The following is a 15,751-nucleotide window of genomic DNA, read 5'->3' as shown; positions in this document are numbered from 1 at the left end:
TCGTCTTATGGAACTACCGACTTTCACCCAGATTAGCCGATCTGCCACTAAAGTCTATCGACCGAAAGTGCGATTTTGTATCTGGCCTTACCCGGCCAGGCTCTTGTGCACAACCTCATAGACATCCCGGGAAAGGCCCTCCTTGTCGCGGATACGCTCGAGCGCCGATTGCATCTGGCTGCTGTAAGCCGGCGCAAACTTCCGCCAGCGGGTCAGCGGCGTTACCAGACGGGCCGCAATCTGGGGATTGCTGTCGTCCAGGCGGCAAACCTGGTCTGCCAGGAACCGATACCCCGAACCGTCGGGATTATGGAAGGCCGCCAGGTTCTGGCCGGCAAAGGACCCGATCACCGACCGGATCTTGTTGGGATTCTTCCAGTCGAACGCCGGATGCGCGAGCAACTGCTCAATGTCGGACAACTGACCTGCGCGGTCGCTGGCCGCCTGCACCGAGAACCACTGCTCGACCACCTGGGGGTCATCGCGGAAGCGGTCGTAGAAGTCATCCAGCGCCTGCCGCCGGTCGGCCTCGTAATCGGAATTGACCAGCGCCCGCAGCGCTCCCATCCGGTCCGTCATGTTGTCGGCCCCGTTCAACTGGCGCACCGCCAGCGCCCGTCCCTCATCATCATTGATCATCAACAGCCAGCCCAGGGCGGTATTACGCAGACTTCGGCGGGCGATCGCCTCAGGCGTCACCTCATAGGCACCGCTGTCGTGCTGGCGCTGGTAACAGGCAACCAGCTCATCCCGGAGCGCCACCGCCAGATGCTCCAGAACACGCTCCCGGGCCCGATGGATGGCTGGCACATCGGCACTTTCCGCCAGCTCGATCAGATAGGCCTCTGAGGGCAACTGAAGCATTTTCGCGACCAGAGCCTGATCAAGGCCGGTGTCGGTAATCAGTTTGCGGTAAGCCTCGACCAGCCTCGGATCTATGGCCGCGTCATCCGGTGAGCCAATGAGCCGCTGAATGACATCCACCGCCAGACGCTGGCCGGCATCCCAGCGATTGAAGCCGTCCGGGTCGTGATTCATCAGGAACAACATTTGCTCCCGGGTCCAGGGATAACGCACACGCACCGGCGCCGAGAAATGCCGCAGCAGAGAGGGCACAGGCTCTGAAGGGATACCGTGGAACTCGAAGGTATGCACCCCTTCGGTCAGCTCAAGGACTCGTTCGGTTGGCGCCTCCGCCTCATCGCCGGACAGGCGCAATGGCAGCGGCTGACCATCAGAGCCCAGTAACCCGAGGGCAAACGGAATATGCTGGGGCTTCTTGTTGCTCTGCCCCGGGGTATCGGGAATGGTCTGCTCGATGGTCAACCGATAGACGCCCCGACCTTCATCGAATTCATCCGACACGGTCAGTACCGGCGTTCCGGCCTGCTCGTACCAGAGACGGAACTGGCTCAGGTCACGGCCCGAGGCATCCTCCATGGCCCGCACGAAATCATCGGTGGTTACGGCCTGGCCATCGTGGCGCTGGAAGTACAGGTCGCTACCCTTGCGGAACAGATCGGGCCCCAGCAGGGTGTGGATCATGCGCACCACTTCGGCGCCCTTCTCGTAGATGGTCAGCGTGTAGAAGTTGGAGATTTCCATGTAGGACGCCGGCCGCACCGGATGGGCCATCGGGCCACCGTCCTCGGCAAACTGGGCGGTTCGCAACAGGGTGACATCCTCGATGCGCTTGACCGTGGGCGACCCCATGTCTGCGGAAAACTGGGAATCCCGGAACACGGTAAACCCTTCCTTGAGACTGAGCTGGAACCAGTCCCGGCAGGTCACACGGTTACCCGACCAGTTGTGGAAGTACTCGTGGGCGACAATGGCTTCAATACGCTGGAACGCCAAATCAGTAGCGGTTTCCTGGCTGGCCAGCACGCACGATGAGTTGAAGATGTTGAGCCCCTTGTTCTCCATGGCGCCCATATTGAAATCGTCCACGGCCACGATCATGAAGATATCCAGGTCGTATTCCCGGCCGTAGACATCCTCATCCCAGCGCATGGACCGCTTGAGGGAGTCCATGGCGTGGTCACACTTCTCGGCGTTCCTGGGCTCTACATACATGCGCAGATCAATGTCGCGGCCGCTGCAGGTGGTGAACGTGTCACGCTTCTCCACCAGGTCGCCGGCCACCAGCGCGAAGAGGTAGCATGGCTTGGGGAACGGATCCTCCCAGGTCACAAAGTGGCGACCATCGTCCAGTTCGCCCCTGTCCACGTCGTTGCCGTTGGACAACAACACGGGATAGGCCTCTCGATCGGCTTCAATGCGGGTACGAAAACGGGCCATCACATCGGGACGATCCGGGAAGAAAGTAATGCACCGGAATCCCTCGGCCTCACACTGGGTGCAGAACATTCCGGAGGATTTGTACAAGCCCTCCAGCCGGGTATTGTTCTGGGGCTCGATCCAGGTCACCACGCTCAGTGAGAAGCGCTCGGGCACCGACCGGATAACCAGCTGCTCGCCGCGGTTTTCATAATCGCCTTCAGACAGGGCGGTACCGTCCAAAGCAACCGACTCCAGCACCAGACTGTCGCCGTCCAGTTTGAGCGGAGCGGCAGACTCCTGAGAATCGGGGTTACGACGGATAGCCAGCGTGCTATGTACTCGGGCACCGTCCTCGAACAGCTCGAATCGCAAATCAACGGTGTCCACCAGATACGCGGGTACCTTGTAGTCGCTCAGGTAGATGGTTTGTGGCTGGCTGGTACGCATGGATGGTCTCCTGAATTCGTAGCCCGCAGGGGCGCTCGGGCCCGGCAGGCGAAAAAAGATCACTCGGGCCCGTGGCGGTCAGCCTTCCAGGACCCGGAAACGGATTTCATAACCGGTGAACTTCCGGATGTTGATCACACCGGTATCCAGAATAAGGTATTGCCCCTTGATACCCTCGAGCGTGCCTTCAACCTCTGGCGTTTTATCGAGGTTATGGGTTTTGATCTTCGCTGGCCAGGTCTGAACCGGGTAACTGAGACCCAGGCCCTGCTCATCCACCGCCCGAATGGCGTCCTCACCGTGCTCTGCCCGGAGCGCGTCAAGATCGTCGGCTATGAGGGCCAGCATCCGCTCACGCTCCTCCTTCAGCTCCAGCTCCGGCACTTCGCCCTTGAGCATCCGCTGCCAGTTGGTGCGGTCGGCAACATGGGCCTTGCACGCCACTTCAACCAGACCAGCCAGATACCGGGTGGCCACCCGAACCATGGGAATGGCGTCGACAGCCCCCTGGTCTATCCAGCGCGTCGGCACCTGTGAGGCCCGGGTAATACCAACCTTCAGCCCGGACGAATTGGCGAGGTAGACCACGTGCTCGATCATGCAGTGAGTCTCTCCCCACTCCGGCTCACGACAGGTTCCCAGATGATAATGGCACTTCTCCGGGCTCATGATGCAGCTGTCGCAGGCGGCCAGCTTGCGGAAACACGGGAAACAGAACCCCTGATTGAAACTCTTGTTGGTTTTGCGATCACAGTGGATGCACCGGATCACGCCGTTGAAATCCAGCCGCAACGGCCTGCCGATGAGATCGTTCATTGGAATGCGGGTGTCACCCACGGCAATGGTGTAGGACACCGGATGCCCGGCCTCCACCGGCATCTTGCGCAGACGGCCTGTTACGTCGATCAGTTCGCTCAAGACTTGACCTCGACAAACTGGTCCGGGTCTACCTTGCCCTGCCCCTGCGATCGCTGTACGGAAGGGTCGCAGGCCGTGCCAGCCTTGCTGCCCCGATCCAGATAGCCGGTGCGCTCTTCTTCCGGGATATTGTGCAGGTTCTCGTAGTAAATCACGGCTTCAAGGCTGATTTCCCGCTGTTCAGGCGTCAACTTGCGGCCATCGGGCCATTTGCCCAGCTCAATCGACTGGCGCAGGCTCCGGTACACGTTCGGGTCCAGCCGCTCGATCAGTTCTTCATAGGTCATGCCGCCCTCCTGAAAAAACGTTCATAAAAAATCCGGTATATCGTTTGACATTCTCAAACGACAATGATTATCATTACCTCACCAAATGACAACGGTCGTTTCATTTGGTCTCTCTCATCAGGAGCTGAATGCTCTTTTAATGCCCCGCTTTTGCGGGGCTTTTTTATTACCGCCTCCGCTGCCTTACGGGCAGAACCACCGCCAGGGCCAGCCCTGCAACAAATCCTCCCAGGTGCGCCTCGTTAGCCATCCGTCCCAGGCCTACCAGTTCAGGCAACGACGTGAAACCAATCACCATCCAGGCCACCGCAAAGGTCACCAGGGCCGGCGGAAACTGGAACCTGGGCGCCGCACGCTGGCTCAACCAGCAATAGCCCAGAATACCGTAGACCACGCCGGACAGCCCGCCGAACAACGGCCCCGAAACAAAGTACTGCAAGCCGTTGGAGAGCAGACTGGTCACCACGAACAGAGTGATGAAGCGGGCACGACCGTCGAACCATTCAATCTGACTGCCCAGAAACCACAGCATCACCGAATTGAAAATGATGTGGGTCCAGCTGAAATGGAGGAAATCGGGCGTCAGCAATCGCCAGATCTGGCCGCTGGCCAGGGTCGCTGTCAACGCGTCCACGCGACCGCCCAGGGTGCTCCAGTCAAAATCCCGGGGATCGACGATCATCAGCGCTGCGGCAAGCTGGTTCTGCCCCATGGCTGTGAGCCAGACCATGATTACCGCCAACCCGATGATACCCAGCACCAGGGGCGCGTGGCCGGGGGATGGCTGCCAGCGACCGCCCACGAACGCCGGCGACCGGTTCTGGCGATCCACGGCATCACGGATTTCCGGTTCGGCCATGAACCGGTCAAGGGCAGCCAGTACCGGCTCGGCGTGCGCCGGATCTTCCAGCCAGAGCACCTGAAAGCCGCCTTCTTCGGAAATCCGATGGGCCACGCCCTGGCCATTCAGCCAGCGACTGAAACCGGCCAGATTTACCCTGGTATCCAACTGCTTGACTCGATACACCCTTTGCTCCGCCTCAGGACCTGTTATCGCCGGCGCGTCCTAGCGCGCGACACTGTCTTCACTGGAGGGATAATCTGCCTGCTCCGGCCGCTCCACATCTACCCAGACAAACTTGTCCCGGGAAAGTGCCCGCTCACCGTCCATCCGGTAGGCCACCAGCCGACCGTATTTCACTGCGCTGTAGTCGATGCAGGCCACATTGGCCTTCAGCGGTGCCGGTTCACCTTCCATCCAGTAGTGACCCACAAACACCGGCGGCGCGTCCAGCGGATAACTGATCAACTGCCGGTGCTCGGCCGCCGTCAACTCACGACTCGCAACCTCTGGCGGCAGTGGATCCGGCTGGAACACCACATCAGCGTAGGTTCTGGGATCGTCCGCCCAGAATTTGGTGCGGAAAAACTGGCGCACATAGCCATCGCGACCGGTGATGGACATGCCCTCTGGCAGCCGCAGATCGGTGCCTCGCAGCAGGGTATCCATGACCTGCCCGGCAAAGGATTCAATGGCAGCCGATGCGTGCAGGAAATCCTCGTCGATACAGGCACCGCCCTGGATCCGTTTGAACTTCTCGATCAGGTCGCCATCCCAGCAGGCGTGGACCACCCGGAAGTTCTCTTCCTCGATGAACAGCGGAATGGTGTAGAACCAGTCGAGGAACTCGTTCCACTCGTAGGGATGGGCCTCGAACTGGTCCAGGGTCTCGCGGATCAGGCGATTGTGACGGGGGTTGTGCTCCCGCAGCCACTTCTTGCCACTGCCGGCCCGGGCCCGGGTGCAATAACCCAGGGCGTTGTACTCGTGGTTACCCATCACGATCCGGGCCGAGCCATGCTCCACCATATCGCGCACCAGGTGCAGTGACTCACGGATCCTGGGGCCACGATCGATGATATCGCCGATAAAAATCGCCTGGCGCCGCGGGTGCTGGTATACGCCGTTGATCTTGCGATAACCCATCTGGTCCAGCAACCTGACCAGGGTGTTCGCGCAACCGTGAATGTCGCCAATAATGTCGTAACCGCGACTAGCGGTCTGTTTCGATACAGCCATGATCAACTCGCTGATATTTCACTGGCCCAGCCAAGCTTGTCACGGCAGGTGGCGTAGAAGTTGTGGTCGGTGGGGTGAATCAGCCGGATCTTGAACGGCTTCTTGGTGATACGGATGATGTCGCCCGGCGCACAGGCAATGTTCATCTGCCCGTCGAAGCTGATCTGCGGATAGGTTTCATTGGTTTCCCCGATCACCAGTTTGATCTCACTCTTGCCATCGACAACGATTGGCCGGCTACTGAGAGTGTGGGGAAACATCGGCACCAGAACAATGGCATCGAGCTTGGGGTGCATGATCGGTCCGCCGGCAGACAGCGAGTAGGCCGTGGAGCCAGTGGGAGTTGATACGATCAGGCCGTCCGAGCGCTGGCTGTAGACAAAATGGCCATCAATGAACAGGTCAAAGCCGATCATCCGGGTCGATTTGCCCGGGTGCAGCACCACATCATTCAACGCGGTACCGAACCCCAGGGGCTGGCCGTTGCGCTCAACATTGCCGTCCAGCAGAAACCGGGTTTCCTCGATGTACTCGCCTTCCAGCACCTTCCCCAGGCGCTCCTCGAGATCGGCCGGAGAGATATCCGTCAGGAAGCCGAGACGCCCCCGATTGACACCCAGCAAAGGTATCTTCGACTTGGCCAGTTCCCGGGCCGCACCGAGCAGGCTGCCATCACCGCCCACCACAATCACCAGGTCACAGATCTCACCCAGCAGCTTTTTGCTGGCCACCTGCAGGCCGTGACCGGGCAGCATACTGGCCGTGTCTTCTTCGAGAATAACGTGGTAGTTGTGGGTGATCAGGTACTGCTTGAGCTGGCGCAGGGATTCAACCACCTTCACGCTGCCCATCCGGCCAATCACACCAATGTTCCTGAACTGATCCATGAAGCTTCCTGTGGTGTCGGGATGCCGCCGGACGCCGAGCTGTCGTCCGGCTCCGGTTGAAACTGGGCTACAGTTTAACGAAAGTCGACGGGATACTGAAAAAAGTTGGCAATGGCAGGCTGTCGTTGCTCAACCCGGGTTCTGATGCTGCTCGCACCTGTCGTCCACCCCCGGGCGGAATTCCGACGGCTGGCTGACCCTCAGGATGGGCTCCCCGCAGCGCTTTCCATCGTCGGTTTCGTGGGCACACACCGGGTTCTCGTAGTGCTCAAGCCACTCCCGGTAGGCGGGCTCATTCATGCCACACCGGTCGGCGGCATAGGCCGTTGGATTCTCGAAGTAGGTCTCAATGTCTTCGAACGGCAGGGTCAGGTGCCCCACGCCGGGATGGTAGGCCACCAGAAACACCGATTGCCGCTTCAAGTGGTCCATGATCGAATTTTCCACGGGCTCCCGGTTTCTGAGCTCGTGGTTTTCCTGCTCCAGGGCGACGATCTTGTCGTCCCGCAACTCGAGCTCCCGCTGCCGGCGTTCCAGCTGATCCTTCAGCAGCACCAGTTCGGCGTCGGCGTTCGACTCCTCGCGCTGCTTGTCGGCGCCACTGTCGGCAATCTGCTCCTGCATGGTGAGGTATTGTTCGTTACGCTCCGCCAGTCGCTTTTTCAACTGCTCGTTGCTCAGCCGCTGGCGTTCGTACTTCTGCTCCAGATCCGCAATCTCACCCCTCAGGGTCTGCATCTCGAGACGATGCTCGCGCTGCAGATCAGACAGGGAATCCCGGTGCACGCTCTGCAGCGTCTTGATCCTCAGACGTTGCTCGCGGATCAGCTGCGCCAGCCTGGAGCGGTCTGCGGCCGCCGAGTCGTCTGTACCCGGTGCTTCCGCCTGGGCATTGAGTACGGGGATCTCCTCTTCCCGCGCCGGTTCTTTCTTGCGGAATTTGAGACTGTTGGCCTCCACGGCCTTGCGAATGGTCTGGAAGTGGTTGTTCCCCGGTGTCATATCGGGGTCCCAGAGATCCTCCTTGAACCGGGGATCCGGGCACTGGCTGCGGCACACCAGGCGAATGGCGCCGCCACCCATGTCAGGGCCCTTGGCCCCGTTTCTGGCCAGTTCCTCAATGGGGACGTTCCAGTGCGTGTCGGCCCGGCCTTCCTCGTCGAACCAGATGCGGAAGAACACCAGGGATTGAACCAGCAGCTCTCCATTCAGTTCAACCAGAACGGCCCGGACATCGGTCTCGGCCAGATCCGACAGTCCCACATAACCATCCAGGAAAGCGCCGAACTCGCTGGCGCGCATCTGCCGCGAAACCTGGCTACCGTCCATGAAGAACACCGCCGCATAACCATCAGTTGCCTGGTCGGCAGACACCATTGCACTTTCTCCGCACTAGACTCCGAAATCGAACGTATCCGTACCCTCACGACAGAACCGGACAGGTTGTTCCATTCCGGAGGGTAAAAACCCCTTGCGCAATACGTGGTCGCCAGGGAGCAACCACGAATCGCGGAAGGGGCAAGCTGACAGACCCAGCGCTATTAGTCTAGCCAGACAATCGTTCGTGCACAGGGAAAAACTGCAACGATTTGTGATCTTGTGACCGATCAGAGTTCGGCGGCGAGCCTGCTCCCCTGATTGATGGCGCGCTTGGCATCCAGTTCGGCAGCAACATCGGAACCGCCGATCAGATGCACCGGCAGGCCGGCCGATTCCAGATCCGCCTGCAATTCACGCAGCGGCTCCTGGCCCGCGCACACGATGATGGTGTCCACCGCCAGCACTCGGTCTTCGCCCTGCTCGGCACCCTTCGGTGTAATGGTGACATGCAGCCCCTCGTCGTCAATCTTGCGGTAAGTGACACCCGGCACCATCTGCACCTGCCGGTTCTTGAGGGAGGTACGGTGGATCCAGCCGGTGGTCTTGCCCAGGTTCTTGCCCACCTTGGAGGCTTTGCGCTGCAGCAGATACACTTCCCGTGCCGGCTCCGGCACCTCCGGGGTCACGCCCTGGATACCGCCACGGTGCTCCACGCTAAGATCCACGCCCCACTCGCGCATGAAGTGGCCAGTATCCAGCGCGGCCGACTCGCCTTTGTGAACTATGAATTCGGAGACATCGAAACCGATGCCGCCAGCGCCGATCACGGCCACTTTCCGGCCAACCGGCTTGCGCTCAAGCAGAGCATCCAGATAGCCGATCACCTTGGGATGGTCGATGCCCTCGATATCGGGGATGCGGGGCTTCACCCCTGTAGCCAGGATCACCTCGTCGAAACCACCGGCCTTGAGGTCTTCGGCACTGACACGGGTATTCAGGCGAACATCCACGCCGTGCTTGTCCAGCATGACCCGGAAATAGCGGAGCGTCTCGTAAAACTCCTCCTTGCCCGGAATCAGCTTCGCCACATTGAACTGGCCGCCGATTTCGCTGCCCGCATCAAACAGCGTGACCTTGTGACCGCGCTCCGCCGCAACCGTGGCAAATGCCAGACCAGCGGGACCGGCTCCAACCACGGCAATGGCTTTCGGGTTGGCCGTTTTCACGTAGGTCAGCTCGGTTTCGTGACAGGCCCTCGGGTTCACCAGGCACGAGGTCAGCTTGCCACTGAAGGTATGGTCCAGACACGCCTGGTTACAGCCGATGCAGGTGTTGATTTCATCGGCACGGTCTTCGGCGGCCTTGAGAACCAGATCGGCGTCGGCCAGGAACGGGCGCGCCATGGACACCATGTCGGCGTCGCCATCGGCCAGGATCTTCTCGGCGACATCCGGCATGTTAATCCGGTTGGTGGTGACCAGCGGAATGCTCACTTCGCCTTTCAGTCGCGCGGTCACCTTGGTGAAGGCGCCCCGGGGTACGGAGGTGGCAATGGTCGGAACCCGGGCTTCGTGCCAGCCGATACCGGTGTTGATGATGGTGGCCCCAGCCTTCTCGATCTCTTTCGCCAGGTGGACCACCTCGTCCCAGGTGCTGCCGTCTTCGATCAGATCCAGCATCGACAACCGGTAGATGAGAATGAAGTTCTCGCCCACCCGCTCGCGTACACGGCGGACAATTTCCAGGGGCAGGCGGATGCGATTCTCGTAACTGCCGCCCCAGCGATCGGTTCGGTGGTTGGTGTGAGAAACAATGAACTGGTTAATGAAATAGCCTTCCGAACCCATGATCTCCACCCCGTCATAGCCGGCCCGCTGAGCCAGGGCGGCACAATCGACGTAGTCCTGGATCTGCTTCTCGATGCCCGCTTCATCCAGTTCTCTGGGCTTGAAAGGGTTGATCGGCGCCTGGATGGCAGACGGGGCGACCAGCTCCGGAGAGTAGGCGTAGCGACCGGCATGAAGAATCTGCATGCAGATCTTGCCGTCTGCCTCATGCACCGCCTCGGTGATGATCCGATGCCTATCCGATTCCTCCTCAGTGGTCATCTTGGCAGCGTGCTGGAAAACCCCGCCTTCAACATTCGGCGCAATACCACCAGTCACAATAAGCCCCGCACCACCACGGGCCCGCTCTGCGTAGAACGCCGCCAGGCGCTGGAATCCATTCTTCGCTTCCTCAAGCCCTGTGTGCATGGAGCCCATCAGGGTGCGATTGCGCAACTTGGTGAAGCCCAGGTCCAGGGGCTCAAGCAGATTCGGGTACCTGGCAACGCCGGGGGTAGTGCTGGTGGTCATGTCCTGTCTCCTCATCGGGTTCATCAGCGAGGCCATGGCTCTTGCGGCCGGTTCATCCCCGCTCGTGATCGCCCCTAAAGCTACCGCCACCCCTTGCTCCCAGCAATATCCAGGAATAACATTCTATTATCTTTGGATAACATGTCAGACAAAGGCTTCAATGAGCGAACCCCGATCCCTCCAGCCGGTGCCCCGTAATTCGCTCGGCGACATCAGTGTTCTCTATGTCTCCGTACTGATGCGCGCCGCAGCGGCAGAGGGCGCCGATACCGCTGAACTGGCATCCCGCTTCCAGCTTGACAGTGAGACCCTGAACTCGCCGGATGCCAGGATCAGCATCCCGCGTTTCATGCGGCTCGGCCATGCGGCCATCGACGTAACAGGCAACCCTGCCCTCGGACTGCGCATGGGGGCGCTGTCGCGACCGGTAGACGCGGGCCTTGCCGGTCTTGCCGGTGAAACCGTCGGCACCGTGGGCGCCGCCATCAGTACACTGATACGCTATGCCCTTCTAACCAGCCGGAACAGCCGGGGCACGCCCTCGGTGCGCCCGGACGCCAGGCAGGCCTGCTTTTATTCCATCCGGCCCTACAACAGCTTCAACTATTTTGTGGTGGATTCGGTACTTGCCGCCTGGACCCAGTTCCTCCGCGCTATCAGCGGTCGCTACGACGTCCTGGAACGAGTCAGCATTGAATACCCCTCCATCGGGCAGGACGAACTGTTTGAAGGCTGGTTTCGCTGCCCGGTGCATTTCGGCGCTGCAACCAACAGCATCACGGTGCGTCGCGAGATCTGGGAGATGCAGAGCCTGCAGGCACAACCAGCCATGCATGAACACCTGGTGCGCCAGTGTGAGGGCGAACGTCAGCAAATCGAGAAAGGCTGGACCACCAAAGACCGGGTGAAGAACCTGCTTACCCCCCTGTTCCGGGGTGAAACACCGGACCTTCAGACCATTGCCATGAAACTTGGCGTGGCGCCCTGGACCCTGCAGCGGTTGCTGGCCTCGGAGGGCACCGGCTTCCGGGAGCTGGTTGACGAAACACGAAAGCAACTGGCGCGGGATTACATCCGGGAGACAGATACATCGCTTGCGGAAATTGCCTGGCTGCTTGGTTTCGCGAACCCGCCTGCGTTTCACAAGGCGTATCGGCGGTGGTTCAACCTGAGCCCGGGAGAGCATCGAAAAAGGGAGAGTAAAAATGGCGGAGCGGACGGGACTCGAACCCGCGACCCCCGGCGTGACAGGCCGGTATTCTAACCAACTGAACTACCGCTCCGTGCGGCGCATCACAGGAACCTTGAACAGGCGGTGCAATCAGGGGTGTGACTGCTCTGTGACAACGAGGGCGCATTATAAAGAGGCGCCCTGCCATGTCAACGTTTTTTCTGAAAAAAATTGGTGGATGGCCAGCCGTTACATGGCATCGACCATCGCATCCTTACCCTGTGCGGTTTTGCGATATTCGATCGGGGTCATGCCGGACCAGCGCTTGAACGCCCGGTAGAAGGTGCTGGGCTCGGAGAAGCCAGTCAGGTAGACGATTTCGTCAATGGACTCGTCGGTGGTGGCCAGCAGCTGACGGGCGAGACGGTAACGGAAATCGGCCAGCACCTGGTTAAAACTGGTTTCTGCTTCCGTTAGGCGCGTGCGCAGGGTCCGGGCCTTGATACCCAGCCTCTCGGCCACGGCATCGAGGGTGACTTCGCCACTGTCGAGCAGTTCGGCGACAATTCGCTCAACCTGCCCAACGATGTCCTTTTTCTCCAGACGCGCCACCTGCTCACTGGCGAAACGCTCGTGCAGGTCCAGCAGTTCTGGCTCGGCGTGCGGCGAAGCGTGAGAAAGCAACTTGGCCGGGAAGTAAAGCCGGTTTTCCTCTGCGCCGAAGGTCACATCGCAGCCAAGCACTTCCCGCACATGGTCCTGCCCTTCTGCACGCTCGTGTTCGAACTCGATGCGCGATGGGTAGAAACTGCCGTCTGTGATGGACTTGAAGAAAGTAATCAGCCCCTGAACAAAGCACTCGTTGAAGTGTTTGAGGCGGCGAACGTCATCGGAGGCGGCGTCCAGCACCATGCAGGCATCATCGCCCTCGATAAAGAAATCGGTGTTGGCGGCGTCGCTGAGCAACCGCTGGTAGTTCTGTGCGCGGCGCAGCCCTTCGCCGAAGGTGGGACTGCTCAGGAACAGGTATTCGAGCACCTGCCCCTTATAGGCTGGCAGCAACTGTCCCAGATGAAGGCCGACATCGGGATCTCCGGACACCTCCTCAACGGCCTGCCAGAAATACATCTGGGCGCTGTGGGGTGTTCGCAGCTGCTCGGTGTAGACGTAGTTCTCATCCACCCCCAGGCGACTGAAGATGGCGTCCGTATCAACTCCCTGCTTCTTCATCGCCTCATAGATCAGGCGCAACATCACGCCCGCGTCACGAAGTTCCTGCATAAGATCCCGCTTTTCTTATTCGTTAACTGATACCTTGACCGGCTGGACAAACACCGGGAAACCCCAGGTCAATGCCCTGCCCGACGGTTTCTGCCAGACTAATCGAGTATATAGAATACACACTCCCGGGCGTTCGCCTGTTATCAGAGCATATCAGGCCACGACCGGAGAGTTGTACCAAATTGTAAAAATAAGCGGTATCTGCGCGACAGAACCCCCCGTTATGGTTCCGCCCGGCCCGCCACAGGACGCACAAGGAGTCACCTATGCCCGAGCCTCTTGTCTACCACGGCACGCCGCCGGCTTTGCTGCCTCTCTACGGCAAGGCTCTGCTCCCCAAAAAGAAGCATTCGGGAGATTCCATCGTCATTCCTGAGCTCTCCGCCCGCCTGGTCGGCGTGGCAACCGCCACCGACAAACTCCGCAAGTACCAGCAGGTCTGTGGCTTTGCCAGCCATCACCACGTGCCCGTGACCTGGCCCCATATTCTTGCCTTTCCCCTGCATCTGAAGCTGCTGACGGATGACCGATTCACCCTGCCCCTGCTGGGACTGGTACACCTGCGCAACACCATCACCCAGCACCGACCGATCGGACACGGGGAAACGCTCGACCTGAACGTCGCGCTGGGGAACACCACAAAATCTTCACGGGGAGTTGAATTCGATCTGATCACGCAGGCCCACTCGGCCGGCCAGCTGATCTGGGAAGAAGCAAGCACTACCCTCTTCCGGCAGGCCAGCGGCAACGGCCAATCCGGTGGCGGCAAGCCGCCAAGAGAGCTGGAGCGATTCCCGGATACCCTGAACCTGAAAGCGCCGGAATCGATCGGACGCCAGTACGCGCGGGTTTCGGGCGACAGCAACCCCATCCACATGCACGCTCTGAGTGCCCGGGCCTTTGGCTTTCCGCGGGCTATCGCGCACGGCATGTGGACCAAGGCCCACGCCCTGGCGCTACTGGAGCGGCAGCCCGGCTGGAAATCGGGGGCCCTGAGTGTGAGCTGTCAGTTCAAGAAGCCGCTGTTCCTGCCTGGCACGGCCCAGTTGAACTGGCGAAGCGGCGCAAACGGCTGGGATTATCAGGTGTTGAATGGCAAGGGCGATGCGCCCCATCTTACCGGGCGCATCGACTGGCTCTAGGAGACCGAATCCTCCGGTGCGCAGGGCGAACCCTCCGCCCCGGCGACCGGCAGGGTGAAATAGAAGCAGGCGCCGCCGTCTTCGGGGCGCTCAAACCCGATATCACCGCCCTGGGCCTGAATGAGGGAGCGACAGGTCGAAAGCCCGATGCCCATGCCCTCGTCCTTGGTGGTGAAAAACGGCAAAAACAGCTTTTCCTCAGCGTCGGGAGACAACCCCATTCCGTGATCCCGAACCTGGATACGCACACAGCTGCCCCCCTGAACCCGGGCGCTGACCTCCACGGGCGCGTCTGAGTCAATACTGCTGGTTGCTTCCAGGGCGTTGCGGATGAGGTTGAGAGCCACCTGCTGAACCTGGATGGGATCCGCCAGCACCTCCGGCATATCGTCCGGCACCTCAAGAGAGATAGCGCCCTTATTGTTGCGCATATCCACCTCGGCGAACTGGCGGGTATCCTCCAGCAATGCCGATACCGACAGCACTTCCTTGCCGGTGGCCGGTTTCTTCATGAACCGGCGGATCCTGCGAATGATCTCGCTGGCCCGGTGGGACTGGGCCTCGATCTTGTCCAGGGTTTCCCGAAGCAGATCCATATCGGGGCTTTCCTTGGCCATCATCCGCTTGGCCACCCGGGCGTAGTTGGTTATGGCTGTGAGCGGCTGATTCACCTCGTGGGCGACGCCGGCCGCCATCTCTCCCATGGTGGTCAGGCGCGAGGTGTGGGCAAGCTGGTCCCGCTGCTCCTGAACCAGCTGCCTGGCCTCCTCCAGAGCTCGTTCATTGTCCAGCTCGGCGGTAATGTCTCGGAAGACCACAACGGCGCCATGGAGTTCATCGGCATCCAGCTTTGGCGTGGAGCGATACTCAGCCGGAAAACCGGTGCCGTCGGCACGCAGCATCCGGATGTCCCGCTGGTTCTCCGCCACGCCCTGCTGGCAGGTAGCCCGAACAGGCAGACTGTCCGGGCAAGCGGCAGAGGTGGCAAAGTGAGTTTCAAAAAAATTGCGGCCGATCAGCTCGTCAACCGGGCAACCAACAATGGCGGCCGCGGCCGGGTTGGCAAACTCGATAATGCCATTCTCATCCAGTCCGTAAATGCCTTCACTGATGGAGTTGAGAATGCGGGTCTGGTCGCTCTGCAGCTCCCGGTTCCGCGCCTGCAGCTGCCGCTCCAGACGAATGACGCTGGCGTGGGTTTTCACCCGGGCAATTACTTCCTGAGACTGGAACGGCTTTGAAATATAGTCGGCGCCACCCAGGGAAAAACCCTTCACCTTCGCCTGCAGGTCGTCGAGGGCAGACAGGAAGACCACAGCGCAGTCAGCGGTCTGGGGATCGGTCTTGAGCCGCTGGCAGACTTCGTAACCGTCCATTTCCGGCATCATGATGTCGAGGAGAATCACCTCTGGCTGGTGACGGTGTGCAAGGTCAAGGGCTTTCTCGCCCTCGTTGGCAATGAGCAGTCGGTAGCCTTTGTCTTTCAGGGTCTCATAGAGGACTTTGAGGTTCTGCGGATTATCGTCCACGAGCAGAACCGTCACCTCCGAGTTCTCGCTGACAGCTTCAGTCATAGTT

At 60.2% G+C, this 15,751-nt stretch carries 11 protein-coding genes, 1 tRNA gene and 1 pseudogene; 2 read left to right on the top strand and 11 right to left on the bottom strand.

Translation table 11 applies throughout. From position 1 onward, the window contains the following. Positions 1-87: 87 nt before the first annotated feature. The 8 genes from pepN to AC0J1C_RS05870 form a co-directional block, all read right to left on the bottom strand. Positions 88-2,730: an aminopeptidase N gene (pepN, locus tag AC0J1C_RS05905; RefSeq protein ID WP_473046001.1), complete on the bottom strand. Its 2,643-nt coding sequence runs from the start codon at positions 2,728-2,730 to the stop codon at positions 88-90. A 78-nt stretch (positions 2,731-2,808) separates the two neighbouring features. Next, positions 2,809-3,648: a DUF2797 domain-containing protein gene (locus AC0J1C_RS05900; RefSeq protein ID WP_473046000.1), complete on the bottom strand. Its 840-nt coding sequence runs from the start codon at positions 3,646-3,648 to the stop codon at positions 2,809-2,811. Then, positions 3,645-3,935 (bottom strand): YeaC family protein, encoded by a 291-nt coding sequence (locus AC0J1C_RS05895; RefSeq protein WP_091992066.1) that lies wholly within the window; start codon positions 3,933-3,935, stop codon positions 3,645-3,647. Before AC0J1C_RS05895 ends, AC0J1C_RS05900 begins: the two co-directional genes overlap by 4 nt. A 166-nt stretch (positions 3,936-4,101) precedes the next feature. Next, positions 4,102-4,962, bottom strand: coding sequence for a rhomboid family intramembrane serine protease (locus AC0J1C_RS05890; protein ID WP_473045999.1), 861 nt, complete (start codon positions 4,960-4,962; stop codon positions 4,102-4,104). Positions 4,963-5,001: 39 nt separating this feature from the next. Continuing rightward, on the bottom strand, positions 5,002-6,015 hold the full coding sequence (locus AC0J1C_RS05885) for a metallophosphoesterase (protein ID WP_473045998.1): 1,014 nt from the start codon (positions 6,013-6,015) through the stop codon (positions 5,002-5,004). Between the two features lie 2 nt (positions 6,016-6,017). Next, positions 6,018-6,902 (bottom strand): NAD(+) kinase, encoded by an 885-nt coding sequence (locus AC0J1C_RS05880; RefSeq protein ID WP_091992063.1) that lies wholly within the window; start codon positions 6,900-6,902, stop codon positions 6,018-6,020. Between the two features lie 129 nt (positions 6,903-7,031). After that, a complete protein-coding gene (locus tag AC0J1C_RS05875; RefSeq protein WP_473045997.1) occupies positions 7,032-8,279 on the bottom strand; it encodes a DNA repair protein in 1,248 nt (415 codons plus the stop codon). 230 nt (positions 8,280-8,509) lie between these two features. Beyond that, positions 8,510-10,579, bottom strand: coding sequence for an oxidoreductase (locus tag AC0J1C_RS05870; protein WP_473045996.1), 2,070 nt, complete (start codon positions 10,577-10,579; stop codon positions 8,510-8,512). Positions 10,580-10,739: 160 nt separating this feature from the next. Between AC0J1C_RS05870 and AC0J1C_RS05865 the strand changes: the two are divergent. Further along, positions 10,740-11,774, top strand: a pseudogene (locus tag AC0J1C_RS05865) (AraC family transcriptional regulator); the annotation flags it as partial. A gap of 11 nt (positions 11,775-11,785) precedes the next feature. Here the strand turns inward: AC0J1C_RS05865 and AC0J1C_RS05860 are convergent. Together AC0J1C_RS05860 and AC0J1C_RS05855 are read right to left on the bottom strand one after the other, a co-directional pair. Continuing rightward, positions 11,786-11,862 (bottom strand) — tRNA-Asp (locus AC0J1C_RS05860). Between the two features lie 137 nt (positions 11,863-11,999). Continuing rightward, positions 12,000-13,031 (bottom strand): AraC family transcriptional regulator, encoded by a 1,032-nt coding sequence (locus tag AC0J1C_RS05855; RefSeq protein ID WP_375192037.1) that lies wholly within the window; start codon positions 13,029-13,031, stop codon positions 12,000-12,002. A 266-nt stretch (positions 13,032-13,297) separates the two neighbouring features. Here AC0J1C_RS05855 and AC0J1C_RS05850 point away from each other — a divergent pair, with 266 nt between their 5' ends. Next, on the top strand, positions 13,298-14,173 hold the full coding sequence (locus AC0J1C_RS05850) for a MaoC family dehydratase (protein ID WP_473045995.1): 876 nt from the start codon (positions 13,298-13,300) through the stop codon (positions 14,171-14,173). Here AC0J1C_RS05850 and AC0J1C_RS05845 read toward each other — a convergent pair. Then, positions 14,170-15,747, bottom strand: a complete 1,578-nt coding sequence (locus AC0J1C_RS05845) for an ATP-binding response regulator (protein WP_473045994.1) — start codon at positions 15,745-15,747, stop codon at positions 14,170-14,172. The two genes, AC0J1C_RS05850 and AC0J1C_RS05845, sit on opposite strands and share 4 nt — an antisense overlap. Positions 15,748-15,751: the final 4 nt, after the last annotated feature.

It is taken from the genome of Marinobacter sp. E2 (genome assembly GCF_055755345.1).
The sequence above is the reverse complement of the archived record's forward strand: the minus strand, read 5'-3'. Positions and strand labels throughout refer to the sequence as shown.